Below are 23852 nucleotides of genomic sequence, written 5' to 3'. Positions count from 1 at the left end.
CAGGCTAACCCTCTTCGAGAAATTCAGGATAGTAGCAGACATTGGCCGAGCAATCGCTGCCAAACCGGGCGCGATGGGCAGCCCGGGCCCGTTGCCGGTAAATCACCGGGTCGGTTTCACTGGTGGCGAGCTGCAAAAATTCCCGGGTCAGCAGCAGGTTGTTCACCTTCTGGGCGGTTGGCGCACCCCGCCCCACCAGCTTGACGCCGAAAATGCCGGCGGTCTGCAACCTCGGCAGGGCACAGAGACCGCAGCCGTGGCGGCGATTGGTCCGGGCCCATCCTCCCTGGCGCTCGATCGCCGCCCGCAGGCGCGAAGAAACCGCCCCCCGCGCGAGAGGTTCGATCGCATAGGGAATTTCACAGGGCCAGACTTTGTCGGCACTGGCGTGGTGATGACTGCACAGCCCTTCGGTGTTGGGACACTTGCCGATCAGCAGGAAGGCATCGCAGCGCACCGGGGCGACCGCGGCGGTAATCGCCTCCATCTCGGCGACGCTGAGATGGCGCGGGAGTACCACCCGCTCGATCCCCTGCCCTGCATAAAAACGGATCGCCGCCGAGTTGGAGAGATGGGCCAGGGTGCTGGCATGCAATTCGAGGCGGGGATGGCGCGGCCGCAGGGCCCGTAACAGGGCGATGTCGGCAAGGATGACCGCGTCGATCCCGGCCGCGACCGCCTGATCGACAAAATCGAGGACCAGCGGCTGTTGCAGATCGCTGAAAAAGGGGGCGTTCAGGGTCAGTGCAAAGCGGCGGCCACGATCGTGAACCAGCGCGACAATGCTGGCAAGATCGGCAAAAGTGTCGATCTGCGCGCCGGCGAAGGTGCGCTGATTGACCGAGGTAAGCAGACTGAAGCGTTTCGACCACTCCGCCGGCAGGCAGCCGCCGTAAAGCTCATCGGCGCCGGCATCGAGGAGCGCCCCTGTCTCGGCCAGGGAATCAATCGGGGAGATTATCCGCACGCTCAAGCCTCCCCCCCCGGCCGCCAGATATGGTCGCGCCGAAAATCCCACCAGCTGCCGTCGACCTGGCTCGCCAGCGTCTCGCCCGCCACGACCAGGGTCAGGGCCGGGCGGCGACTCGGCCCGCTGAGGTTGAAAAAGTCCCGCTCGCCAACCTGGGCGGCGATATCGTCCAGGGCACCGACCAGGACAGTCTCCCCGGCCAGCCCGAGGCGGTGCAGGAGGGCGATCGGCACGTTGCCGCCATAACCGCGTCGCAGCTGCGCACAGAGCTCGTCGAGGGGGAGGTTGTTCATGTAAATCAGGAGGGTGACGCCGGGCGCGGCGAGTGCTTCGAGGGTGGGCGCGTCCGGCCCGTCGCCGAGGGTGCGCGGCGAGACCAGGATGGTGCGATTGCAGATGCTCGGCAGGTCCAGGGTCTTTTTCAGCGCCGCCGAAGCGGCATTGGCGGTACCAACACCCGGGATGACTTCCGCCTGATCGCCAAGTCCATCGACCAGCGCCTGGAAGGGGGAGTAGAAGGTCAGATCGCCGGGGACCAGGAACGCCACGGGGGCCTTTTCGGCCAGCGCCTGCAGCAGGGCGATCAGCTCCGCGAAGGGATAGTCGAAGGGGTCGCGCAGTTCCTTGCCGGCCACCAGTCCGGCGAAGGTTTCGGCGAAGGCGTCGATAGCGAAGACCGTTGCGCACCCTTTCAGCAGGTTTGCGCCACGCAGGGTGAGGAGTTCGGGATCGCCGGGGCCGGCACCGATGAAATAGACCTTGTTCATGCCGCCCCTCCCCGGGTCAGGGCGATGAGAAACTCCCGGTTCCCCTTGGGGCCGAGGAGCGGGCTGTCGGTTACGCCAATCACGCGACAGCCCAGGGCGGCCGCCAGCTCTCGCACCTGCTCGACTACCCGCAGATGCTGGGCCGGATCCCGCACCACGCCGCCCTTGCCGACCTCCCCTCGGCCGACCTCGAACTGCGGCTTGATAAGAGCGACCACGGTGGCGGCAGGGGCGAGCAGCGCCAGGGTCGGCGGCAGCACCTTGTCAAGGGAGATGAAGGAGGCGTCGATGACTGCCAGTTGCGGCTGTTCGGGGAGCTGCTCGCGGGTAAGTTCCCGGATATTGGTGCGCTCCAGGTTGATCACTCGCGGGTCCTCCCGCAGCGACCAGGCGAGCTGGCCGTAACCGACATCGACGGCGTAAACCCGGACCGCGCCGCGCTGCAGCAGGCAATCGGTAAAGCCACCGGTGGAGGCGCCGACATCGATGGCAACCTGGCCGGTCACGTCGAGGGCGAAGGCATCGAGTCCGGCAGCGAGCTTCAATCCGCCGCGGGAGACGTAGGGGATATCCTCCCCTTTCAGGCGCAGCTCGGCATCACCAGGTACCTGGGCGCCGGCCTTGTCGACGGCGTGATCGCCGACAACGACCTTGCCGGCCAGGATCAGCGCCCGCGCCCGTTCGCGGGACTGCACCAGTCCACGGCTTACCAGCAGCTTGTCGAGACGCTCTTTTTTCACCGGCTACTCACTGTTGAGGGGCGGGTTAGATTAGCACGAAGGAGTAACCGGCGGCAATTCCCGAGCTGCCTCAGGCGCCCTGATAATGCCCCTTTTTTTTCTCCAGTTCCTTGGCGTAGCGGGCCAGCAGCGAGCGCCGCGACAGCATGAAGAGAACCTTCCCCGGCTCATTGCCGGCCACCACCGGAAGCTCTTCGAAACCGCGGCTGGCCAGCTTGCGCATCGCGTCATTCATCGAATCCCCCACCTCGCAGGTCACCACCTGGGAGGCGGCGATATCCTTGGCGCAGACCAGCCCGGGAGGAATCTCCTCGTCCAGGATCCGCCGGATATCGTTGACCGAGAAGATCCCGGTCATGACTCCGGCGTCATTGACCACCGGGTAGTAGGCCCCCTCGGCGCGGGCGATCCGCAGCAGAATGTCGGGAAGGGTGAGGTTTTCCGGGATCAGCGTCGGCGCATGGCCCTGATCGGCGATGTCATTAACGGTGAGCCCCTCAAGAACATCGACGACAAAGTCGCCGAGGTGGGCGGGGGAGTCGAGCCGGCTGCGCACCTGCTTCTCATAAATGGAGTTCTGGCGGAAGGCGAGCATCGCCACCACGCAGACCAGCATCAGCGGCGCGAGCAGGGCATAGTTTCCGGTCAGTTCGCTGACCATGATAAGGGTCGCGATCGGGGTACTGGAGACCCCGGCAAAAAAGCCGGCCATGCCGACCAGGACATAGCTGCGCGGGTCACTGACCAGCCCCGGAAAGAGCTGCAGGGCAATGGCACCGAAGGCGCCGCCAAGCAGGGCACCGATCACCAGGCTCGGGGCGAAGACGCCCCCCGATCCCCCGGAGGGGATGGTCAGGCTGGTGGCGAGGATTTTCGCCAGCGCCACCACCAGCATCACCCACAGCGCCATCTTGCCGTAGAGGGCGGCCTGGACGTAGCCGTAGCCGGAACCGAGCACCTGCGGCACCGCCATCGCCAGCACCCCGAGAAGGATACCACCAAGGGCCGGCTTGAAAACGGAGGGCATGGCGAGGCCGCGGAAGAAGTCGCGCAGGCTGTAAAAGGTGCGGACATAGAGCTTGCCGAGGCCGCCGCAAAGCAGGCCGAGCAGCAGGTAGAGAAAGAGTTCGCTCGGATTTTCGAAGACGAAGTGAGGAGTGACCAGGAGCGGATGCCAGCCGGTGACCGCGCCAAAGAGAGAATAGGCGATAATCGAGGAGATCAGGCAGGGAATGAGCGCCTCGTGCTCGAACTCGGGGTCGCGGTAAAGGACCTCGACGGCAAAGAGCGCTCCCCCGAGAGGGGCACGGAAGGTGGCGCCGATGCCACCGGCAATTCCCGCCAGGAGCAGGATGCGGCGATCACTGCTGGAAAGACGAAGGCGGGTAGCGAGAAATGAGCCGAATCCGGCGCCGATCTGGGCGATCGGCCCTTCCCGGCCGGCCGAGCCACCGGTACCGATGGTCGCTACCGAAGCGAGGGCCTTGATCCAGGGGACACGGCCACGGATCAGCCCGCCGCGATTGTGAAAAGCATCGATGGCGGCGTCGGTACCGTGCCCTTCCGCCTCGGGGGCAAACTTGTAGACCAGAACCCCAGAGACGATCCCGCCGAGTGCGGGGAGCAGGAAGAGAAACCAGCGATGCTCCATCGCCAGGGAGGCGATCATCGGCATTGTCGCCGCACTGGTCCCGACCCCCTCGCCAGGGGGATGAAAACCGGCGAATCCTTTGAGCAGGCCGTGGTCAACCGCATTGGTGGTAAAATAAAAGGCGACCGCGCCACTCCCGGCAATCAGTCCGACCAGGACGCTGAGCAACAGATGGCGACTTTCGGCATGCCCGAAGAGACGGCGCAAATAAGAGAATTTGGTCAGATGCTCGAACAATGGTCAGATCCGGGCAGGAGGTCAGTCAGAACCGGTGGTCGCGATCGGCGCTAGACTTCGCAGTGGGAACGATCCATTTCTCTTTAAAGACTGGAAGATGAGTCAAAGGGCTTGAACCGTTACGCGAGGTTTCGCTCCCCTTGCCGGCCGACCCGGGTTGCAGGTCAGGCCAGGCCAGGGATTCGTTGGACAATGCCAGAACAAAACGGGGGCGTCAACCGCTTATCCGCCTGCAGAGAGAATCGATCCCGTCATTTTCCATCCCCACCGGGAATAGAAAGAGCCCAGCGGGGCGCAACCGGCAACGGTCAGGATTCGCCGAGCGGGGGCGCGAAGGCAGCCCGGGCTTCGTCGGGGAGCCGATCGGGATCATCCTGGTAGCGGGGAGAGTGATGGAAGGTCAACAGGCGCAGCGCACCGGCGCGGCGCGCGCTATCCCCGGCCAGGCGGGCGGTCAGGTGGTTGCGCTCCCGGGCCCGGGCCAGTTCGGCGTCGGGAAAGACTGCTTCGATGGCGAGGAGGTGGGCGTCGTTGGCAAAGGTGACAATCTTTTCGAGGTTGTCCCTGCTCGGCGCGGCATCGGTGACATAAACAATCTTCATGCCCCGCTCGGTATGGGAAATACGCGGCGCCAGATCCGCAAGGGGCACCGTAAAAGCTTCCCCTGAAGTTCGCGGCACCTGAACCGGGGTCGTCCCCGCCGCCCCCTTTCGGAGCAGATCCTTGAAGCGGGCCAGCCAGGGACCGGGGAGGTAGCCGTGCCGCTCCAGGGCATCCTTGTGGATCGCAACGTGGAGGGGCTCCGCGAGGCTGAAGGCGAGAGAGACAATGCCGCCGTGATCGAGGGCGAGGGCACGTACCTGCAAATGATCATCGGCCAGCAGCAGGTCCTCGGCGCCGCCCCACCCCCAGGCCCCTTCCCCTTCCGGCACAAACCCGTTGGCGGCGCGAAAGGTGACTTCCCGTCCCGGCCCCTCGTCCCATTCCCGCACGGTAAGGGCGAGGGGGTAGCCCTCGATCAGGTTCCAGGTGTAGCCGGAGAGCCGCCCCTGGATCTGGTCCGCCATGCCGGCGGGACCATAGACGAGCAGGGTGCGGTCCTGGTAGAGAAAGGTCCGCAGCAGGGCGTCAAACCCGACCATGTGGTCGATGTGGGCGTGGGAGACAAAGAGGGCGGTTATCTTCAGTGCGTCCCGGGTGCCAAGCCGCCGCAGGTCGCCACAGTCAAAGAGGAGCGCCTCGCGGTGATGGGCCAGCCGCACGTAAAAGGCGGGATCGCCGAAAGGACCATTGATAAGCCGTGGGAAAAAGACCGATCGCACCAACCACCTCTGCCAATCAGAATCATGCCAGGCTCCAGATGACCTAGATATCTGATGAATTCCCTGAATCAGTGATGTAGCAGTTCGTACCTCTGGTTTTTGTCTCGCGAGGCCTTTTTCGCGAGCCTTATTGAGTGTCACACCGTCCGTCCGGATTGTTTTTTCAGGTTGACGGAGCTGTTCTTTGACAATTCAGCTGATTTTTACATGGTGCGGCCTCTCTGTGTCTGTTTCAGGGCGAGCGATGGCGACCCCAACCTGATGGTGGGGTTGTTCCGTGCCCTGATTGTCTCGGTTCCGGTCAGCCATAAGCGAACCGTCGGTAGGTTCTGCTGAAGGCGTCATACTGATCATGCGCATGCCGACTGAAGCGCAACGTCAGGGCGTGCGCGTGGCGGATGAAGCGCCCGGCGAAGTAGACCAGGTCCTGAATCACCGTCTTGAGCCGGCGGCGTTGTTTGGCCCGCCGACGCTGCTTGCCGGTCATCAGGCCGACCTGGCCCACAGCCCGCAGAATGTTGTAGGCCAGCCCGGCACAGTGCATGACCAGGGTGTTGGTGGCGAACTTGCCTGACGGCAGACGTTCCAGATCCATATCGCTTTTAAGCTCGGAGTGATACTGCTCGCACAGGGCGTGTCCCTTGTACAGTTCGATCACCTTGTCCTTGGCGCTTGAGAGGCTGGTCCACCAGCCCTCGATTTCAATGTCCGGGACCAGCAGCGGGGTGCCGTCTTTTTCGAAATAGCGTTCCGTGGCCCGCAGCACACGGCGGACCTTGAGAGTCTGGTACTTGTCATCCTCATCCTTGAAGGCGCGCTCGACCGTTTCCGTCATGATGGCGATGCGGCCGGTCTTATCCTGCTTGATCATCTTGCCGTGGGCAAAGACCTCGCTGGCTCTGGCCGGCACGTCGGTCCCTCGGGGATTCCACTTGACGATGAAGTCGACCTTCTCTTCCTTGAGAGCCACCAGAGTCGCAATGGCATCGTGGGCGCTGTCCAGTCGCACCAGCAGGGGAGCTTCGGTCAACTGCCGGCTTTTGTGAATCGCCCGCAGCAAAAAGGGGACAAAGCCCTCCTGGGCATGCTGGGACCCGGGACGGTGCTCGATCTCCAGACACCACCCCTCCAAGCCCAGCCAGGCGGCGATCGGGGCGAAGCCGTGGAACTTGCGGTAGGTCCAGGAGGCCCCCTCTTTCTTGGTGTTGGAGTTGTCCTGGGTGAAGACGTCCAAATCCAGCGGCATGTGCCCGGTCTCAAGCGTCGAGAACTCGGCCTTGGCTTTTTTGAGAAACTCAACCGTACAGAAGTCGACAATGCGCATCGTCGCCTCGGCGACGGCATCCATTCGCTGACGCAGGGTCTCCGGTGACGGGACCTTGTTGACGCCGAGGGCCGCAGCGAAAAACTCGTCATCCTCGAAAAAAGGCCGGATCGCCTCGAAGTCGCTCTTGCCCTGGCAGAGCAGGCCGAGATAGCAACGCAGCACATCGGCCGTGGCAACGCCCTTGCAGGGCGCCGCCTTGTTGACCCGCGAGTTTAACGACGTGAACCTGTTGACCGCCAGGCCGACCAGGGCCACGCCGGACTGGGAGGTGTAGAATTCGCTGTCGGACTGCTCGATGTTGAACCGCGGAAACGTCACGAAAAAATCTCCTTGGGTGAAGTTTGAGGCGGCTCTATAATAGCAGAAAAGATCAACAAAATCAGCTAATTGTCAAAGATAAAACAAGAAATTACGATTGTAAGCTCACTGATTCAGGGAATTCAATAGATTTCACCTCAAGCTGCGCCATCATGCTCCCTGGCGCGGCAACAAAAAAACGGTGAAGATTCGTTGGTGACACAAGTATCTGAAGCGAAGAGCCGGAACAACGGAAAGAGACTCAGGCAGGATTATCCTGGGCCAGGTAAGCCTGGCGCAGCAGGGCAACCTCAACCTTGAGAACAGGTAATTCCTTTTGCACGGCGTCCCAGACGATCCTCGGATCGACACCGAAATATTCATGGACGATAAAGTTACGAAAGTCCTTGATCAATCGCCATTCGACGGAAGGCGCCTTTTCTTTCAGGGAGTCGGGGATGCCAGCGATCGCTTCGCCAATGACGATGAATTCCCGGAGCGTCGCCGAGTAGGTTTTGCGATCACCGGCAAAGGCTTCGTAGCTCAACCCTGCGGTGTAGTCCTCGATGGCGGCCATCGATTCATCGATATCGTTGAGATAGAGGCCAATGTCTCGTTTAAACATAACGGATATCCCTCTGGATGGCCTGCCGCACCAGCGGCTTGAGGCTCTCTTCAGTCGCCAGATCGATGCGATGGTGGAGGTTGTCCTGAAGGAAATGCAGCAGGCCGAAAAAGGATCGAAAGGTGTTGTCGGACTGCAGGCTGACAATAATATCGATGTCGCTGCCGGGGTCGGCTTCATCTCGGGCGTAACTGCCGGCCAGACCCAGACGGGTGACCCCGAACTGAGCACCCAGTTCCGCCTTGTGTTCTTTCAGAAACTCGAGGATTTCCTCCCGACTTTTGATTCCCATCTTTTTCACCCTGGTCAAGCCCGGTTGATGTTGCTGAGAAGAGAGTCCCTCTCTGTATAGACCAGCCACGTCTCGCAGTCAAACCGAAAGCCCGCTACCGGCTACCTTCGGGTAGTTTCCCCAGGACTATAACCCGTCCATCAAAGGTTGCACTCCCCTCTCGCCTGCCGCCCCGTCCGGCCGCGGGCAACGGGCGTGCCCCGTAGCGAATCGCCAACCGCACGTGCTCCGGCCTGCTGTACCCACTGCCGCCGCAAAGCACACGTTAGGAGCACCCGGCTGGGCCTTGCGGATTGTTGCGTGGGCTTTCTGAATAGTAGTTGGTGTCACGCCAGTCACTGAGAAGGGTTGTTCCCCATCACCACCTGCCAAAGCCCCTGAGTCACTTCGAACTTGGCGTTGGCGAAAGGGTCGAGGCAGACTTCATGGGCCACACAGAAAACCCCGACCCTCACCAGCCCTCGGTGAAAGGTTTGGTGAAAGTCGGGGCAAAGAAAAACGGAACCCCGTAGGATTCCGTTGAATTTTCTGGAGCGGGAAACGGGATTCGAACCCGCGACTTCAACCTTGGCAAGGTTGCACTCTACCACTGAGTTATTCCCGCCCAATCGGCGTTTTGGTGCCGCTCCGTCGAGCGCGTTATTAATAGCAAAGAGGGATTTTCAAGTCAACAAAAAATTCGGAAATATTTTTCTATACCGCTGGGTTGGTTAGCGGGCGATAACTTTAAAGAATTTAACTAGTGTTTAATTGCAAAACTAAGCGTTATAATATAGACTTCTTTCACCCCCACCATCGTGAAAGGAGTCGCTTATGCCGAGAAAATCTCCAATACCCCTGTGCAGCGAAAAGGACCGCCAGACACTCAGGGAATGGGCAAGCAGTCGAAGCATGGAGGCGCGCCTTGTTGAACGTGCCCGGATTATCTGCAAACTCCTTGACGGAGAATCCGTCAGCAAGGTCGCCATGGATCTTAACGTGCGCCCGAACACGGTTATTGAATGGCGGAACCGTTTCTCCGCTGCGGGTATTGCCGGGCTATATGATCGCCCGCGCTCTGGCAAACCGCCGAAATATGACCAGGCGTTTCAAACGCGAGTTCTGAAAGCGTTGGAACTTCCGCCACCGCCCGGCCAGGCATGTTGGGACGGCCCGGCGCTTGCCAAGCAGTTTGGCGCTTCGGATGATGCCATTTGGCGAGTGCTGCGCAAGCACAATATCAGCCTTGCCCGACAACGAAGTTGGTGCGTAAGCACTGATCCAGAGTTCGCACCAAAGGCGGCTGACATTATCGGGCTCTACCTGGCGCCCCCCGAAAAAGCCTTGGTGATCTCAGTCGATGAGAAACCGAGCATCCAGGCGCTTGAGCGCGCCAAGGGGTATGTCTGTACCAGTAGCGGCAAAGTCGTCCAGGGCCTAAAGAGCACCTACAAACGGCATGGAACCCTGAACCTTTTTGCGGCGCTCAACGTAGCGACAGGCGCCGTGCATACGCAGACAACCGAGTTCAAGAGAAGGGTTGATTTCCTAGCCTTCATGGATCAGGTCCTCTCAGAACTTCCGGACAGCGACCAGCGAGAAATTCACGTGATCCTGGACAATTATTGCATTCATAAACGCAACGACGAATGGCTTGCGCAGCACCAAAACGTCATGTTTCACTTTACACCGACTTCTGCAAGTTGGCTCAATCAAGTCGAGATATGGTTCGGCATTCTTTCACGTAAGGCACTGAAGAACGCCAGTTTTCAAAGCATTGACCAGTTGCGTGCGGCCATCGAGGCCTTTATAGAAGCCTATCAGCCCAACGCCAAGCCTTTTGTATGGCGTAAGCGAGAGGTCAAGGGGTCGCAACTGAGAAACACTATCGCTAACTTTTGCAACTAGACACTAGATAGTCGCCCCCGGACCAGGCGGTCAGAGCAAAGGCGATCCAGAAATAGAAGATTCCCGCGTTGTGCATCGAGACATGGAAGAGTTCCCAGCGCAGACCGAAGAACCAGTAATAGTCGTAATGGAGCAACAGGCCGATGATCGCCACCATCTGGAAGATCGTCTTGAACTTGCCAAGGTCGGAGGCGGCGATGACGATCCCCTCCGAGGAGGCGATGGAACGCAGGCCGGTGACGACCATTTCGCGGGCGAGGATGACAAAGACCGCCCAGGCCGGCGCCCGGTCGTGCGGGATCAGCATGATCAGCGCCGCCATGACGATCAGTTTGTCGGCCAGCGGGTCGAGAAACTTACCGAGGACGGTCACCACCTGCCAGCGGCGGGCGAGCCAGCCGTCGAGCCAGTCGGTGACCGCAGCCAGGGAGAAGACGGCGGCGGCCCAGAACCCGGCCTCCCGACTCGGCGAGAGGAGCAGGATCACGATCAGCGGCACCGCGGCGATGCGGCCGAGGGTGAGCAGGTTGGGGAGGTTGAGCAGACCGGAGCGCATACTCATAAAAGGGGGTTCCGGTTTCTCCGGTAGTCGTTGAGGTAGGACTTGACGCGATCGACGTAATTGATGGTTTCCGGATAGGGCGGGATGCCGCCGTGCCGCCGGACGGCGGTCGGACCAGCGTTGTAGGCCGCCAGGGCGAGTTCGAGGTTGCCGTCGAACTGGTCGAGCATCTGCCGCAGGTAACGGCTGCCGCCGCGGATATTCTCCTCCGGGTCGAGAGGATTGTGCACCTCCATCTCGCGAGCGGTTGCCGGAATCAGCTGCATCATCCCCAACGCCCCCTTGCTGGAGACAGCCTGCGGATTGAAATCGCTCTCGACCTTGATGACCGCCCGAACCAGGGCCTCTTCGATCCGGTAGATCCGCGCATAACGGCTGATAATGTCGCCGATGCCGGAAGTTACGCTACTCTCCTTGCGATAGAAGGTGAAGCGGCTGCTGGTCGGATTATTGGTAAAATGCATAACGCCGTGCTCATCGACATAGCGGTAGATATCGGCAGCGGCCGGGCGCGGCGCGGCGAGGCCGATGGCGATAAGCAGCAACAGTGGCAGGGCAAGTTTCATCAGGCGCAGTCTCCGGGCCGAACTATAGCCCAAAACATTCAGTATTTCAACCTGTTTAGCGCCCCGAAATCCTTGACATCGCAGTCCGCTGTGCCGATAATGACGACCTGCGACTCCCGGGCCGTAATCATTCCAGTCATGCGAGGCCATCGATGAAGGTCATATCCGATTTTCTAGTCATCGGCAGCGGCATTGCCGGTCTCTCTTACGCCCTCAAGGTGGCCGACCGCGGCAAAGTTGCCGTCGTTACCAAGCGCGAATGCAGCGAAACCGCCACCAATCTGGCCCAGGGCGGGATCGCCTCGGTCATCTCGCCGGAAGATTCCTTTGCCGCCCATATCGAGGACACCATGGTGGCAGGGGCCTTTCTCAGTGACGAAGAGATCGTCCGCATGGTGGTGGAGGGGGGGCCGCAGGCGATTCAGGATCTGATCGAATGGGGGGTCCAGTTCACCCGCAATGTCGACGACACCTTCGACCTGACCCGCGAAGGGGGGCACAGCGCCCGTCGCATCCTCCATGCCCAGGACATCACCGGCCGGGAGATCGAGCGGGCCCTGGTTGCGGCCGTGCGCCGCCACCCCAACATCAGTATTTTCGAGGACCATATCGCCGTTGACCTGATCACCGAAGCCAAGGTGAGCCAGCACCGCAACGGCCCCAACCGCTGTCTTGGCGCCTATGTCCTCGACATCAGGACGAACGAGGTCTTCACCTTCGGGGCACGGGTGACGATCCTCGCCACCGGCGGCGCCGGCAAGGTCTACCTCTATACCTGCAATCCCGATGTCGCCACCGGCGATGGCGTGGCGATGGCCTATCGCGCCGGGGCCACCGTCGCCAATATGGAATTCATGCAGTTCCACCCGACCACCCTCTTTCACCCCCACGCCAAGTCGTTCCTGATCTCCGAAGCGGTACGGGGCGAAGGAGCGATCCTGCGCCGCCGCGACGGCACCGCCTTCATGGAGGGCTACCACCAGCTCAAGGATCTCGCCCCGCGCGACATCGTCGCCCGCGCCATCGACAATGAAATGAAGGTGCATGGCGACGACTGCGTTTTTCTCGACATCACCCACAAGGGTGCCGACTATATCCGCGAGCGCTTTCCGACCATTCATGAAACCTGCCTTGGCTACGGTATTGACATGACCCGGGAACCGATCCCGGTCGTTCCGGCCGCCCACTACCTTTGCGGCGGAGTCCAGGTCGACAGCTGGGGCGAGACCGATATCCAGAATCTCTTCGCCATTGGCGAAACTTCCTGCACCGGCCTCCACGGCGCCAATCGCCTCGCCAGCAACAGCCTCCTCGAAGGGGTGGTCTACGCTGCCCGCGCCGCCGTCCGCTCCCTCGAACGCCTTAACGAGAGCGCCCCCGCCTTCCCGACCATTGATCCTTGGGATTCCGGCAGCGCCACCGACAGCGACGAAGAGGTGGTGGTCGCCCACAACTGGCACGAGATCCGCCTCTCGATGTGGAACTACGTCGGCATCGTGCGCTCCAACAAGCGCCTGGTGCGGGCCCTGCGCCGGGTACAGATGATCCAGGACGAAATCGCCGACTACTACTGGAACTTTTACATCACCTCGGACCTGATCGAGCTGCGCAACATCGCCACCGTCGCCGAGTTGATCATCCGCAGCGCCCTGACCCGGGAAGAGAGCCGCGGGCTTCATTACAATCTCGACTTCCCGGCCACCGACGACGACCACTGGCAACGGCCTACCTTGCTGCGCAAGGAGTTTTGAGAGCAGTTGCCCGTTGCTCGTCACCGATCACCGGATGTCCCGTCTTAACTTAATCCATTTTCTTGAAACCTGTAGCTAACGGCGCGTAGCTGATAACTTTTTTCACGGAGTCCGCCTTGACCATCGACGAGATCCGCGTGGCCATCGACGAGATTGACACCCAACTGCTGGAGATCTTCAACCGGCGCGCCTCCCTCGCCCTGCAGATCGGCGAGATCAAGAAGGAACGGGGGCTGCCGGTCTACGATCCGGGACGGGAGAAACGGATCTTCGACCGGATGCGGGCCGCCAACCCCGGCCCTCTGGAAGATGGCGCCATCGTCCGCCTCTTCGAACGCGTCATCGATGAATCGCGGCGCCTGGAACGGATTCGGACCAAGGGAGAATAGAATCATGCTCATCGTTATGCGCACCACCGCTACTGCCGACGATCTCGAACGGGTCAAGCAATACCTTATCGACGGCGACTTCGACTTCCACCAGTCAACCGGCGCCAACCGGGTCATCATCGGCGTCATCGGTGATGCCGGCAGCATCGATCAGTCTGCCGTGCGGGCCCTCCCCGGAGTACTGGAGATTTTCCGCATTCCACCCGAGGACCAGGAACAGCAATGAAGACCGCCATCGAGGCGCTGCTGAACGATCCGCACCGGGTCACCGTCCTCGCCACCAGCGATGGAAACGGCCTCCCCAACCTGGCGGTTATCGGCGCTGTCCGCCCCCTCCCCGATGACGCCTGGGTGATCGGCCTCGGCAATAACCGCACCCTCGCCAACCTGCGCGCCACGGGCCTGGCAGCGCTCCTCGCCTGTCTGCCGGGCGCCAGCCTCCCCCTTTGGCAGGGAAGGCGGATTTATCTCGAAGCGCTCGACTTTGCGACCTCCGGACCGCTCTTCGAAAGCCTGGTCGCCGCAGTAACCGCCGAGGCCGGGCGCCGCGCCGGGCGCGCCATCCGCTGTGCGGTCAGCTGCCGGGTCAGCGCCGAACGACCCCTGATCGAAGTCCCCTCCCCCACGCTCTGATCGAAACGAAGATACTGTGGCGGCCCAGGAAAATTTTTCCCGCCGAACCCATTGCCATGGTCAGCTGCGCATTTACATCGGGTTCGAATCGGGTTAATATGCTGACCCCGCTACCGCCCAGGAGGGTTAGGAGCGGAAACGTCCTCCCCGGGAGCAGGCCAGACCGTTATGCGCATCTTGCTGGTGAATCCACCCAATTGTGGTCGCAGTATCCCCGAAGAGCGCTACGGTCTCACCTCGATCAAACAGATCTTTCGGGGGGAGCCGTTGGCACTGGAGACCCTGGCCGGGAACCTGGCAGGCCACGAAGTGGCGCTGCTCGACCTCAAGGTCGACCCGGACGGCCTGGCCGCGACACTCGCCGGTTTTGCTCCCGACCTGGTGGGAATTACCGCGGTGACCTGTGAAGCGCAGACGGCCCGGCAACTCGCCGCAGCAGTCAAGGAAAGCACTGACGCCACCACGGTGGTCGGTGGCATTCACGCCAGCAACGACCCGGAATTTTTCAACGTCGCCGAGATCGACTTTGTCGTCATCGGTCTCGGCAAGGCGAGCTTTCGCGAGCTGGTCGACGCCCTGGAGCGGGGCGAGCGGCGTCCGCAGATTCCCGGCGTCGCCGTCACCAGCCCGGATTGGCCACTCAACTTCGACCGGCGCAGCTTCGGACCCAACGACCTGCTTGAGGCGCTGCCGCCGCGTTACGACCTGGTCGCCGACAAGCGTCAGCACTACACCCTGCTCGGGCACCCGATGGGCTTTGTCGCCTCCGCCTACGGCTGCCCCTTTGACTGCAACTTCTGTTGCATCGCCGGCCAGGCCGGTGGCAGTTACCTCTCCTGCTCCATCGAGACAGTGCTGCGCGACATCCGCCTGCTCGGCGAGGTACCGATCATCCGCCTGGTCGACGCCAACACCTTCGGTAACGTCGGCCACGCCCGCAGGCTCTGCCAGGCGATCGCCGCGGCACAACTCGGCAAGCAGTTCCTCGGCGATGTCCGTTCCGACACCGTGGTGCGCCACCCCGACCTGATGCGCGAATGGCATGCCGCCGGCCTGCGCACGGTGGTAATCGGTTTCGAGGAGATCAGCGACGCCGGCCTAGCGCAGATGAACAAGGAAAACCGTGAGGCGGTCAACCGCGAGGCGATCGCCATCCTGCGCGAGATCGGTGTTACCATTGTCGGCGATTTCATCGTTGACCCGGCCTACGGCCACGACGATTTCGACCGGCTGGTCGCCTACCTGCAGGCGAACCCGATCGACCTGCCGATCTTTACGGTGATGACGCCGCTCCCCGGGACCGCCCTCCACCGCGCCTGGCGGGAGCGGATCGTCAATCATGACCTCGACTACTACACCCTCGCCAACGCCGTGGTTCCAACCCGGCTCGGCGACGCGGAGTTCTACCGGCGCTATGCCGAACTGTTTCAACTGACCCACCCGAAAGCCAAAATCTAAAGAGGGGCGGTAACTCGCATGGAAGCCTATATCACCGATCTGGCAGTCTTTCTTCCCAACGCGCCGGTCAGCAACGAGCAGATGGAACAGATTCTCGGCATGGTCAACCAGCTGCCGTCACGCACCCGTGCCATGATCCTGCGCAACAACAAGATCCGCACCCGGTACTATGCCATCGACCCGGCCACCGGCAGGACCACCCACAGCAACGCCCAGCTCGCTGCCGAGGCGGTGCGCGGCCTCCACCCCTACGACGGCTTCTCCCTTGAGGAGATCGAGGTACTCGCCTGCGGTACCACCCAGGCCGACCAGCTGATCCCCGGCCACGCCTCGATGGTTCACGGCGAGCTCAAGTCGCCGCCCTGCGACATCATCAGCACCGCCGGGGTCTGCATCTCCGGCATGACCGCCCTCAAGTACGCGGCGATGAATGTCGCCCTTGGCCAGAGCCGCAACGCCGTCGCCACCGGCTCCGAACAGGCCTCCTCCTTCATGCGCTCGCGCATGGCCGGCACCATCCCGGCCGAGGTGGCCGAGGCGGTGGAGCAGCAGCCTGCCCTCGCCTTCAACGCCGACCTGCTGCGCTGGATGCTCTCCGACGGCGCCGGCGCCGCCTTCATCGCCCCGCAGCCGACTCCCGGCAAGCGCGCCTTCAAGATCGAGTGGATCGACATCTTCTCCTTCGCCAACGAGCTCGACACCTGCATGTACGCCGGCGCAGTGAAGAATCCTGACGGCTCCATCACCGGCTGGCGTGAATTCGACAAACCCCAGGAGATGCTCGAGTCCCACGCCCTGCTGGTCAAGCAGGACGTCAAGCTTCTTGAACGGGAGATCGTCGCCACCACCGCCAACCGCACCATCCCGCTGCTGTCCGCCAAGCGCGGCATCAAGGCCGAGGAGGTCGACATCTTCGTCGCCCACTACTCCTCCGACTACTTCCGCCTGCCAATCTACCAGGGGCTCAAGGATGTCGGCTTCCATATTCCGCTGGAGCGCTGGTACACCAACCTCCCCGACAAGGGGAACACCGGCAGCGCCTCGGTCTATATCATCCTTGAAGAGCTGCTCCACTCCGACCGCATCAAGCCCGGCGACAAGGTCCTCTGCTACGTCCCCGAGAGTGGCCGCTTCTCCATGTGTTATGCGCTGCTGACGGTGGTTTAGCAGACCCTCCCCTCGCTAAACAAAAAATGAGGCTCCCGGATGGGGCCTCATTTTTTGTTAAAAACAGGATGAGCTGAGCTATCAGGGTTGAAGGGCGTTCAATCTTTGGACAGGGATACAAATCTGATTGTTACCGATCACGGCAACCCCAAAACCAGATTTCCCCTCTATTGTTATATTCCCGGCTTAATCATCATTTCTGTGATTCCCAACAAACATCAGGAAGCCGTGACCCCTTCCCCGATCAGAAAATCAGCCAGCGTCCGCAACGAAGTCAGGATCTCGCGACTGATCTCCTTGCCGCCGATGCGGACGTCGTATTTCTTCTGGACCTCGACGACGATCTCCACCGCGTCGATCGAATCGAGGCCGAGCATGGAGTCGGGCCCGGTCAACGGGTCGTCGGGGCCAAGCTCGTCGGGATCGACATCCTCCACGTTGCAGGTGGCAAAGATCATTTCGCGCAGTTCCGCCATCAGTGCTTCAGACATGTTTCACTCCAATCAGCAGCGTCGGCCTCAATCCGGCCGGCGCCGACCATGATACAGGAAATACCAGGCAGTCAGCAAGGTGACCACAAAAAAGACGAACAGGAGCAGGAGCCGCGGCCAGATATCAAGGAGGCCGCCACCGCGCACCAGCAGACCGTGGAAGGCGTCGAGCCCCCAGCCAAGGGGGGAGACGAGACTGAACGTCTGCATGATGCGGGGCATGGCGTAGAGGGGGATCATCACCCCGCCCATGGCGGCAGCGATCACCACCGACACCGCGCCGAACATGGAGGCCTGCTCGTAGCTGCCGGCCAAGGTGCCAAGGAGCAGACCATAACCGGTTGCCGCCAGCGAGGCGCAGAGGGCGACGAGCAGGAGTGCCGGCCAGCTTGCACCGACCTGCAGCGCCGCGGTGCCGAGAAGCGGCAGGACCCAGAAGCCGATGGAGAGCATGCCGAGAAACTGCACCATACAGACCAGGACAAAGGCGAACACCTTGCCGGCGAGGATCGTCAGCGGCGAAACCGGCAGGGTCATCAGGCGCTGGATGGTGCCGGCCTGACGTTCGCGGATCATCATTCCCGACAGCGGGACGACGATGAAGAACATGCCAAACAGGGTCCAGGCCGGGACGTTCTGCTGCACTGCGTTGGGGCGCACCGCCCCGCGACCGCTGGCGAACTCTTCATGAAGGAGTGTCGGCCCATTTTCGGCCAAATCGAGCTTGACCACGGGGTTGGTTGCCAGGCCGGCAAAGGAGCCAGCGCCGCCGAGCTGCTGCATCTGCCGCGGCAACTCCCGGGCGAAGACGCTGCTGCGTTCGCGCACCTCGATGCCGAGCAGCACCCGCTGCAGCAGGTTGCTGACCGCCACCCGGAACGCCCCCTGCACCGCCGGGTCGATCAGCAGTTGCGGCTCGGGGACGGTGACCGCCAAAGCGGTTACGCTGCTGGAGGCGAAAGCGGCGCCCACCTGCTGCTCGGCGCGCCGGCGCAGGGCGTCCGAGTAGCCCGCCGGGAAGACCAGACAGAAGGGATAGTCGCCCCGATTGAGCAGCGCGCGGGCCCGTTCCTCATCGAGGGGAATCCCATCCGCGTGGCGCACCAGATTGATTACCCCGCTCGCTTCGAGCAGCCGGGCAGCTTCTCCCGCCAGCGGTCCACCGTCATGGTCGATCCAGAGCAGATCGAAGCTCGACTCCCCGGTCGCTTTCATGACGCTCTCCTGCACCAGCGACATGATCAGCACCAGCGCCATCGGCATGACGAAGAGGACCAGCAGCCCGGCGCGGTCGCGGAGCAGTTGCAGCAGTTCCCGGCTGGTGACGGCGAAGATTTTCCCTGCCATAGCTCCTAGTCTCGCAGTTGGCGGCCGGTCAATTGCAAAAAGAGCTCGCCGAGATCGCTGACGTCCGGCGCTGCCGCAACCAGCGCGGCCGGCCTCCCCTCGGCAATCACCCGCCCCTGGTCGACGACGGTGACCCGATCGCAGATCGCTTCCGCCTCTTCCATATAGTGGGTGGTGTAGACCATCGTCATCCCCTCCCCCCGGAGGCGCTGCAGGTTGGCGAGGATCAGGTTGCGCGACTGGGCGTCGATACCGACCGTCGGCTCATCGAGGAAGAGGAGCCGGGGGCGATGCAGTACGCCGATCGCCAGATTAACGCGCCGTTTCATCCCGCCCGAGTAGGTGCCGACGCGGCGATCAGCAGCCTCGACCAGGCCGACCAGTTCCAGTGCCTCGTCGATTCGCTGGCGCAACAGCTCGCCACCCAGGCCGTAGAGACGCCCGAAAAAATTCAGGTTCTCCCGGGCCGAAAGCGCCGGGTAGAGGGCGATATCCTGCGGCACCAGGCCGATCAGGGCTTTAATCTGGCCGGGATGGGCGAGCAGGTCGATGCCGGCGAGCTGAACACTTCCTGCGGAGGGGCGCAATTGAGTGCAGAGAATCGAGATGGTGGTGGTCTTGCCGGCGCCGTTGGGACCGAGCAGGCCGAAGATCTCCCCTTCGCCAACCGTCAGGTCGAGACCGTTGAGGGCCGGCCGCTGCGCCCCCGGATAGGTCAGCTCCAGCGCCTGCGCGGTGAGCAGGGGCGTCACCATCATCCTTTGCGCCCGATCAGGAGGGCCAGGTCCCGGAAGAAGAGCTCCTCCTCGCTCGCGCACTGGCGCAGGATTCCGGCCAGAGTGCGGTAGACCTCGGATCCTTCCCCGCGCCCTTTGCATTGCCGGGCGCCCAGCACCGCGAACTCGCGCCAGCGATCGCCGATGGCGGTCATGCGCGTCGCCATCGCCTCCAGTTCCGGCAGGGCGAGGAGCGCCGCCGCTTCCTGCAGAAAGGCGGCGTAGATGAAGCGGAAGCCGGCGCCGCCGGTGCCGATCTCTTCCTGCATGCGGATCATGTGGCCGAGATGCAGACTCGCCTTGCGTTCGCCGAGCTTGGCCGGCCAGGCCTCGAGATCGCGAGCGAGCAGGCGCATGCCCCGAATGCCGGCATAGGGGATCGGCGTATTCAGCATCACCTTGCAGACATCGCGGATTGCCGAGGCCGCCGCCTCGGCGAGATCAGTCCTGGCCGGCATCTGCTTCACGTAATAGATCCGTCCTTTGGGCGCCATTGCCCCTTTGGAGAAGCGCGCCCGTTCCAGATCGGCCGCCGGGCAGTCGACCAGTCCCGGGAAGACCGGGTCGCTGATCTTGTAGGTCTCCCCCTCGCGGCCAATGATCACAAGATTGTGGCCGTTGAAGTGAAAGCGCAGCGCCGCCGGAAAATAGGGGAGCCAGTAGGCGCCGGTCTGGGCGCCGACCGGCACCCCCTGTTCGAGGAGGTGATCGACCGCCGCGCGGGCGGCGGCAGGATGGCGGAACTTCTGTTTCGCTACCTGCACGCCGAGCCGCCGGGCCGCCTTGCGGAAGATGCTCCCCGGCGCACCGCGGAAGGTGATCAGCGGCAAATAGTTCATCTTGATCCAGGGGACATAGCCGAAAAAGAGCCCCGAACCGATACCGAAGGCCATCGCCTCGGAAAGAGGAATGCCGCCATGGGTCAGCAGGTTGGCGGTGACGCCGCTCTCGCAGTGGGCGGACTGGTTATGGGGAAAAGCGATCATGGTTGTTCCTGAAATCGGTTCATTCAGGCTGCGGCAGCGGCAACTCGGGGTTTTCAGGGAGCCGGCAAAGCTCGGCGACCGGCATCTTCAGGGTAGCGGCGTAGCGCTCCAGCAACTGCGGCTTGAGGCGACTGAAGATCGCCGGCTTGAGATGGCGCCGGACCCGCCAGCGGGGGAGACCGACGTAGGCGGCAAGCATGCCGACATCCATCTGGTTACGAACCATGTGGTAGGCAAGGACGCTCTGCCGCCCGGCCCGGATGTCGGCGAGGACCGCCGCGACCTGGTCGCGGATCAGCTCCCAGGCCTGGAGATTGACGACGTTCTTCGGTTCCCAGCCGGCACTCGGGGCCAGTACGTAGCGTCCGCTCTCGTCGACGGCGTAGCAGACTTCGCGTTGCCCCTCGAGCAGGCAGCCGTCCTGGGGAACCTGGTCCTTGCGCATGGAAACCTCAGAAGTAGTGGCCGAGCTCGAACACGACCGAGTTGATACCACGGTTGTCATGGTGCAGATGACCGTTGCTGACGTGGTGAGCATGCACCGCGCCGAACCAGGGGCGCCCGGGACCGCCGAATTCGCAGCCGATGCCGAAGCGCGGGTTGAAGTTGAGGCGCAACCCCTGGTCCTTGACCTGGAAATCGGTGTAGATCAGGCCGATCCCCGCCTCGCCGTAGGGGCGCCAGCTCGCTCCGGCCCAGCGATCAAGGTAGTAGAGCGCCATGAAGCCGGCAGCGGCGACCCCGCGGGTCCCGGAGACCGCACTCCCTTCGGCGAAGCCAAGGCTGGCGTCGAGCTTGAAGCGCAGCGCCGCGGGCGCTGCATGGCGCCAGATGGCGCTGTAGTCGTAAAGGGTGCTGAGGGTCAGCAGGTGGTAGCGGACGCCGTCCGGGGAATAGCTCGGGCCGACGTCGAGGGCGAGGCCGACCCGCTCCGGTTCCAGCAGGGGGGAAGCCGCATCGCAGGTGACCGGAGAGATCACGGCAATCGCCAGGAACAGAAGCAGTCCACCGATGCTGCGCCCCAAAAACCCTGTAAGTCGTCGCCCCCTCATCCTCATCCCCCCAGGTTGATGATGCTGATTTCACCGGCCCCGCTGCACTTGAGACAGGCGAGGGGCCGCCCGGCGATTGCTTCGGGCTGGCGCACCACCCGCCCCGGGCAACCGTCGTCCGCTCCCACCGGCGCCGGATAGATTTCGCCGCCGGCGCGGATCAGGGCGGCGATCGCCATGTCGAAGGCCGGCCCCACCGGCAGGCTGCCGTAGAGGGGTGAATAGGAGACGACATCCGCCTGGGCTGGAATCTGGCTGGGGTAGAGACTGCCGCAGCGACGATGGCCATCGACGCCGAGCAGCAGCAGCGCATCAGCAGCGACCGGCAGCTTCTGGCCGCTCTGGTGGCCGATGTCGATCCCCTGCACCGTCCCGTAGCGGGAAGGTGATCCTTCATCAGCGCGGGTGAGGACGAAGAAGGCCGCCCCTTCGGCGAGGATGGCACTCTGGCGCTGCAGTTCCAGCGGCCGGATCGGGCCGCCGTCGCCGCTGCCGAAGAAATGATCCCAGCAGTAACCGAGCACATCGCAGTATTCGTCGATGCCGCCGAAGAGGACCGAATCGACGCGCCCTTCGGCGAGCCAGCGGGCGGCGGAAAGGAGCGCCGAGGGGACCGACATTTCGAACTGGCTGACGGTCAGGCTCGGCCCGGTGATGCCGAGCAGGATCGAGATGTGGGCGGCGGCGGCGTTGTGCACCGAGTTGGAAAAGTGGGTCGGCGAGGCGCACTGGTCGCCGTCATCGATCACCGAGTCGAGAAAAGCGAAGGTGGTGCGGGTCGCCCCGTAACCACTGGCGACTACCACTCCCATGCGCTGCGGGTCGAACTGCTCGCGCCCGGCATCGGCCAAAGCCTGGGAGGCCCCGAGCAGCGCCAGCCGCGAATAGTGGTCAATGCGGCGTAGCGACTTCTTCGGCAGAAACTCGGCCAGGGGTTCCGTATCGGCGAGAAAGGCCGGCAGCACCACCTCGCGGCCGTCATTGCTGAAGGTGACCTGTCCCGGGCGCGGCAACTCGCCGCGCAGGGCCGCCTCCAGGGCGTGGAGGCCCGCACCGAAACCGCCGACGACACCGATGCCGCGAATGGCCATAGGTTGAGAATTCATGCGTCCCTCCCGAGAACCACGACCGCGTTGTTGCCGCCAAAAGCGAGCGACTCGGAGAGCGCCACCCGCCCGGTGACCAATGTTTCGACCAGGACCGGCGCCGCGGGAAATTCCGGGTCCGGCGTGGTGCAGCCGATATTGCCGGGGATCCGGCCCTGCTCCAGGCAACCGATGGTAAAGGCCGCCTCGATCGCCCCGGCGGCGCCGAGGGTGTGGCCGGTATACCCCTTGGTGGAGACGAAGGGGATCCCGGGAAGCACCTCGGCCAGCACCTTGCTCTCGGTCCGGTCATTGTCCGGGGTGGCGGTACCGTGGGCGTTGACGAAGGCGATGTCGGCAGCGCTGACGCCGCTGGTCGCCAGCGCCTCGGCGATCGCCCGCTTCAGGCCGGAACCGTCGGGGCGCGGGGCGGTCAGGTGGTAGCCATCGCTGGCCGAACCGTAGCCGAGCACCCGGGCGCGGGGCGCCTTCTGGCGCTGGATCCGCGCCGCTTCCGACTCGAGCACCAGCACCGCGGCGCCGGCGCCGAGGTTGAGTCCCTTGCGATCGCGGTCGAAGGGGCGGCACGGCTCCTCGTCGGTAATCAAAAGGGAGATGAAGCCGTTGTAGGTGACCCGGCAGAGCTCGTCGGCGCCACCGGCAAGGGCAACGTCGCAGATTCCGGCGCGGATCCAGGAGGCCGCCAGGCCGATGGCGTCGGTCCCCGAGGAACAGGCATTCACCACCGTCTGACAGGGTCCGTCGAAACCATACTCGCGGGCGATGGAGGCGGCCGGGTTGGAATTGAGGAACTTGACGATCGGATCGATCGCCGGCCGTTCCCCCGCCTTGAACTGGCGATAGAAGAGCTCGTTATTCATGGCACTGCCGACGGTGGTACCGACACAGACCCCGACCCGCAGCCCGCGCAGCTGTTCGCGCTCGATCCCGGCATCGGCCAAGGCCTCAGCCGCGGCGACCAGGGCGAGACGACTGGTGCGCAGGACGTCGGGCTTGCCGACCCCCCGCTGCTCCGGAAACTCCACCGCCACCTCGAAGACCGGGTAGCGCACCGGGTGGGTGCTGGTGAAGGACTCGGGCGGTATCGGTTGCCGCTGACCGCTGAAAAGAGCGGCCATGCAGGACGGGAAGTCGAGCCCGGCCGCGCTCAGGCACCCGACCCCGGTGACGGCGACGGGAGCTAGGGTCGTCATTTGCTGCGCCGCTCGGCAATGAAGGCAGCCAGGGTGGCGACCGACTGCAGTGCCGGGCGACCTTCGTCCATATCCTTGATCTCGACACCGAAGTGCTTCTGCACCAGCACCACCAGTTCGACTGCGTCGAGGGAATCGAGGCCGAGCCCTTCCCCGAAGAGCGGGGTATCGTCGGCGATCTCTTCCGGGCTCACATCCTCCAGGTTCAGTTCTTCCACCAGGATCTTTTTCAGCTGTTCAGTGATCTCCATCGGGCAGAC

At 63.0% G+C, this 23852-nt stretch carries 26 protein-coding genes and 1 tRNA gene; 7 read left to right on the top strand and 20 right to left on the bottom strand.

Features of this window, described 5'->3' with window-relative positions:
* Positions 1 to 4: 4 nt before the first annotated feature.
* From DBW_RS08810 to DBW_RS08770, 9 genes are all read right to left on the bottom strand, one after another.
* Positions 5 to 967, bottom strand: coding sequence for a U32 family peptidase (locus DBW_RS08810; RefSeq protein ID WP_066726979.1), 963 nt, complete (start codon positions 965 to 967; stop codon positions 5 to 7).
* Positions 968 to 969: 2 nt separating this feature from the next.
* On the bottom strand, positions 970 to 1737 hold the full coding sequence (locus DBW_RS08805; RefSeq protein ID WP_066726977.1) for an SAM-dependent methyltransferase: 768 nt from the start codon (positions 1735 to 1737) through the stop codon (positions 970 to 972).
* Positions 1734 to 2477: a TlyA family RNA methyltransferase gene (locus tag DBW_RS08800; RefSeq protein WP_066726975.1), complete on the bottom strand. Its 744-nt coding sequence runs from the start codon at positions 2475 to 2477 to the stop codon at positions 1734 to 1736. The genes DBW_RS08805 and DBW_RS08800 overlap by 4 nt, the downstream gene beginning before the upstream one ends.
* Before the next feature lie 70 nt (positions 2478 to 2547).
* Positions 2548 to 4365 (bottom strand): chloride channel protein, encoded by a 1818-nt coding sequence (locus DBW_RS08795; RefSeq protein ID WP_157471846.1) that lies wholly within the window; start codon positions 4363 to 4365, stop codon positions 2548 to 2550.
* A 308-nt stretch (positions 4366 to 4673) separates the two neighbouring features.
* Complete coding sequence (locus DBW_RS08790; RefSeq protein WP_197463763.1) at positions 4674 to 5687, bottom strand: MBL fold metallo-hydrolase; 1014 nt, start codon at positions 5685 to 5687, stop codon at positions 4674 to 4676.
* Positions 5688 to 5988: 301 nt separating this feature from the next.
* On the bottom strand, positions 5989 to 7332 hold the full coding sequence (locus tag DBW_RS08785) for an IS1380 family transposase (RefSeq protein ID WP_066726971.1): 1344 nt from the start codon (positions 7330 to 7332) through the stop codon (positions 5989 to 5991).
* Positions 7333 to 7573: 241 nt separating this feature from the next.
* Positions 7574 to 7936 (bottom strand): HepT-like ribonuclease domain-containing protein, encoded by a 363-nt coding sequence (locus tag DBW_RS08780; RefSeq protein ID WP_066726969.1) that lies wholly within the window; start codon positions 7934 to 7936, stop codon positions 7574 to 7576.
* On the bottom strand, positions 7929 to 8228 hold the full coding sequence (locus tag DBW_RS08775; RefSeq protein WP_066726967.1) for a nucleotidyltransferase family protein: 300 nt from the start codon (positions 8226 to 8228) through the stop codon (positions 7929 to 7931). Before DBW_RS08775 ends, DBW_RS08780 begins: the two co-directional genes overlap by 8 nt.
* 529 nt (positions 8229 to 8757) lie before the next feature.
* A tRNA-Gly gene (locus DBW_RS08770) sits at positions 8758 to 8832 on the bottom strand.
* A 209-nt stretch (positions 8833 to 9041) separates the two neighbouring features.
* On the opposite strand from DBW_RS08770, the gene DBW_RS08765 reads away from it, so the two are divergent.
* Entirely contained in the window at positions 9042 to 10115 is a 1074-nt protein-coding gene (locus DBW_RS08765; RefSeq protein WP_082820154.1) for an IS630 family transposase, read from the top strand.
* Here DBW_RS08765 and pgsA read toward each other — a convergent pair.
* The gene (pgsA, locus tag DBW_RS08760; protein WP_066726965.1) at positions 10099 to 10677 is read right to left on the bottom strand and encodes a CDP-diacylglycerol--glycerol-3-phosphate 3-phosphatidyltransferase; all 579 of its coding nucleotides are present in this window, start codon (positions 10675 to 10677) and stop codon (positions 10099 to 10101) included. The two genes, DBW_RS08765 and pgsA, sit on opposite strands and share 17 nt — an antisense overlap.
* Positions 10674 to 11243 carry a lytic transglycosylase domain-containing protein gene (locus DBW_RS08755; RefSeq protein WP_066726963.1) on the bottom strand — a complete coding sequence of 190 codons (570 nt, stop codon included), beginning with the start codon at positions 11241 to 11243 and terminating at the stop codon, positions 10674 to 10676. The genes pgsA and DBW_RS08755 overlap by 4 nt, the downstream gene beginning before the upstream one ends.
* Positions 11244 to 11395: 152 nt before the next feature.
* On the opposite strand from DBW_RS08755, the gene nadB reads away from it, so the two are divergent.
* From nadB to DBW_RS08725, 6 genes are all read left to right on the top strand, one after another.
* Positions 11396 to 12994 carry an L-aspartate oxidase gene (gene nadB / locus DBW_RS08750; RefSeq protein ID WP_066726960.1) on the top strand — a complete coding sequence of 533 codons (1599 nt, stop codon included), beginning with the start codon at positions 11396 to 11398 and terminating at the stop codon, positions 12992 to 12994.
* 116 nt (positions 12995 to 13110) lie between these two features.
* Positions 13111 to 13383 (top strand): chorismate mutase, encoded by a 273-nt coding sequence (locus DBW_RS08745; protein ID WP_066726958.1) that lies wholly within the window; start codon positions 13111 to 13113, stop codon positions 13381 to 13383.
* Between the two features lie 4 nt (positions 13384 to 13387).
* On the top strand, positions 13388 to 13609 hold the full coding sequence (locus DBW_RS08740) for a hypothetical protein (RefSeq protein WP_066726956.1): 222 nt from the start codon (positions 13388 to 13390) through the stop codon (positions 13607 to 13609).
* Positions 13606 to 14016, top strand: coding sequence for a pyridoxamine 5'-phosphate oxidase family protein (locus DBW_RS08735; protein WP_066726954.1), 411 nt, complete (start codon positions 13606 to 13608; stop codon positions 14014 to 14016). The genes DBW_RS08740 and DBW_RS08735 overlap by 4 nt, the downstream gene beginning before the upstream one ends.
* A gap of 168 nt (positions 14017 to 14184) precedes the next feature.
* Entirely contained in the window at positions 14185 to 15474 is a 1290-nt protein-coding gene (locus tag DBW_RS08730; protein ID WP_066726952.1) for a B12-binding domain-containing radical SAM protein, read from the top strand.
* Between the two features lie 18 nt (positions 15475 to 15492).
* On the top strand, positions 15493 to 16641 hold the full coding sequence (locus DBW_RS08725) for a beta-ketoacyl-ACP synthase III (RefSeq protein WP_066726950.1): 1149 nt from the start codon (positions 15493 to 15495) through the stop codon (positions 16639 to 16641).
* Between the two features lie 218 nt (positions 16642 to 16859).
* Here the strand turns inward: DBW_RS08725 and DBW_RS08720 are convergent, their stop codons facing one another.
* From DBW_RS08720 to DBW_RS08680, 9 genes are read right to left on the bottom strand one after another with little or no spacing between them, the layout of a single operon-like run.
* A complete protein-coding gene (locus tag DBW_RS08720) occupies positions 16860 to 17132 on the bottom strand; it encodes a phosphopantetheine-binding protein (RefSeq protein ID WP_066726949.1) in 273 nt (90 codons plus the stop codon).
* A 27-nt stretch (positions 17133 to 17159) separates the two neighbouring features.
* On the bottom strand, positions 17160 to 18479 hold the full coding sequence (locus tag DBW_RS08715; protein WP_066726947.1) for an ABC transporter permease: 1320 nt from the start codon (positions 18477 to 18479) through the stop codon (positions 17160 to 17162).
* Between the two features lie 5 nt (positions 18480 to 18484).
* The gene (locus DBW_RS08710; protein WP_231875409.1) at positions 18485 to 19237 is read right to left on the bottom strand and encodes an ABC transporter ATP-binding protein; all 753 of its coding nucleotides are present in this window, start codon (positions 19235 to 19237) and stop codon (positions 18485 to 18487) included.
* Positions 19234 to 20241 (bottom strand): BtrH N-terminal domain-containing protein, encoded by a 1008-nt coding sequence (locus DBW_RS08705; RefSeq protein WP_066726943.1) that lies wholly within the window; start codon positions 20239 to 20241, stop codon positions 19234 to 19236. The genes DBW_RS08710 and DBW_RS08705 overlap by 4 nt, the downstream gene beginning before the upstream one ends.
* A gap of 19 nt (positions 20242 to 20260) precedes the next feature.
* Positions 20261 to 20686, bottom strand: a complete 426-nt coding sequence (locus tag DBW_RS08700; RefSeq protein WP_066726939.1) for a hypothetical protein — start codon at positions 20684 to 20686, stop codon at positions 20261 to 20263.
* Between the two features lie 7 nt (positions 20687 to 20693).
* Positions 20694 to 21293 (bottom strand): acyloxyacyl hydrolase, encoded by a 600-nt coding sequence (locus DBW_RS08695; protein ID WP_197463762.1) that lies wholly within the window; start codon positions 21291 to 21293, stop codon positions 20694 to 20696.
* A 2-nt stretch (positions 21294 to 21295) separates the two neighbouring features.
* Complete coding sequence (locus DBW_RS08690) at positions 21296 to 22399, bottom strand: beta-ketoacyl synthase N-terminal-like domain-containing protein (protein WP_082820267.1); 1104 nt, start codon at positions 22397 to 22399, stop codon at positions 21296 to 21298.
* Positions 22396 to 23592 carry a beta-ketoacyl-[acyl-carrier-protein] synthase family protein gene (locus DBW_RS08685; RefSeq protein WP_066726933.1) on the bottom strand — a complete coding sequence of 399 codons (1197 nt, stop codon included), beginning with the start codon at positions 23590 to 23592 and terminating at the stop codon, positions 22396 to 22398. Before DBW_RS08685 ends, DBW_RS08690 begins: the two co-directional genes overlap by 4 nt.
* Positions 23589 to 23843, bottom strand: coding sequence for a phosphopantetheine-binding protein (locus tag DBW_RS08680; protein WP_066726931.1), 255 nt, complete (start codon positions 23841 to 23843; stop codon positions 23589 to 23591). The genes DBW_RS08685 and DBW_RS08680 overlap by 4 nt, the downstream gene beginning before the upstream one ends.
* Positions 23844 to 23852 lie beyond the last annotated feature (9 nt).

Source organism: Desulfuromonas sp. DDH964, assembly GCF_001611275.1.
Taxonomy (GTDB): Bacteria; Desulfobacterota; Desulfuromonadia; order Desulfuromonadales; family DDH964; genus DDH964.
Note: the sequence above shows the minus strand (reverse complement) of the source record. Positions and strands in the feature narration are given on the sequence as shown.

Bases quoted from the DNA above. Each gene is read 5' to 3' on its own strand.
- DBW_RS08805 (WP_066726977.1), bottom strand. From the start codon at position 1,737: ATGAACAAGGTCTATTTCATCGGTGCCGGCCCCGGCGATCCCGAACTC.
- DBW_RS08780 (WP_066726969.1), bottom strand. From the start codon at position 7,936: ATGTTTAAACGAGACATTGGCCTCTATCTCAACGATATCGATGAATCG.
- DBW_RS08775 (WP_066726967.1), bottom strand. From the start codon at position 8,228: ATGGGAATCAAAAGTCGGGAGGAAATCCTCGAGTTTCTGAAAGAACAC.
- DBW_RS08765 (WP_082820154.1), top strand. From the start codon at position 9,042: ATGCCGAGAAAATCTCCAATACCCCTGTGCAGCGAAAAGGACCGCCAG.
- pgsA (WP_066726965.1), bottom strand. From the start codon at position 10,677: ATGAGTATGCGCTCCGGTCTGCTCAACCTCCCCAACCTGCTCACCCTC.
- DBW_RS08755 (WP_066726963.1), bottom strand. From the start codon at position 11,243: ATGAAACTTGCCCTGCCACTGTTGCTGCTTATCGCCATCGGCCTCGCC.
- nadB (WP_066726960.1), top strand. From the start codon at position 11,396: ATGAAGGTCATATCCGATTTTCTAGTCATCGGCAGCGGCATTGCCGGT.
- DBW_RS08740 (WP_066726956.1), top strand. From the start codon at position 13,388: ATGCTCATCGTTATGCGCACCACCGCTACTGCCGACGATCTCGAACGG.
- DBW_RS08735 (WP_066726954.1), top strand. From the start codon at position 13,606: ATGAAGACCGCCATCGAGGCGCTGCTGAACGATCCGCACCGGGTCACC.
- DBW_RS08730 (WP_066726952.1), top strand. From the start codon at position 14,185: ATGCGCATCTTGCTGGTGAATCCACCCAATTGTGGTCGCAGTATCCCC.
- DBW_RS08725 (WP_066726950.1), top strand. From the start codon at position 15,493: ATGGAAGCCTATATCACCGATCTGGCAGTCTTTCTTCCCAACGCGCCG.
- DBW_RS08720 (WP_066726949.1), bottom strand. From the start codon at position 17,132: ATGTCTGAAGCACTGATGGCGGAACTGCGCGAAATGATCTTTGCCACC.
- DBW_RS08715 (WP_066726947.1), bottom strand. From the start codon at position 18,479: ATGGCAGGGAAAATCTTCGCCGTCACCAGCCGGGAACTGCTGCAACTG.
- DBW_RS08710 (WP_231875409.1), bottom strand. From the start codon at position 19,237: ATGATGGTGACGCCCCTGCTCACCGCGCAGGCGCTGGAGCTGACCTAT.
- DBW_RS08705 (WP_066726943.1), bottom strand. From the start codon at position 20,241: ATGATCGCTTTTCCCCATAACCAGTCCGCCCACTGCGAGAGCGGCGTC.
- DBW_RS08700 (WP_066726939.1), bottom strand. From the start codon at position 20,686: ATGCGCAAGGACCAGGTTCCCCAGGACGGCTGCCTGCTCGAGGGGCAA.
- DBW_RS08695 (WP_197463762.1), bottom strand. From the start codon at position 21,293: ATGAGGGGGCGACGACTTACAGGGTTTTTGGGGCGCAGCATCGGTGGA.
- DBW_RS08690 (WP_082820267.1), bottom strand. From the start codon at position 22,399: ATGAATTCTCAACCTATGGCCATTCGCGGCATCGGTGTCGTCGGCGGT.
- DBW_RS08685 (WP_066726933.1), bottom strand. From the start codon at position 23,592: ATGACGACCCTAGCTCCCGTCGCCGTCACCGGGGTCGGGTGCCTGAGC.
- DBW_RS08680 (WP_066726931.1), bottom strand. From the start codon at position 23,843: ATGGAGATCACTGAACAGCTGAAAAAGATCCTGGTGGAAGAACTGAAC.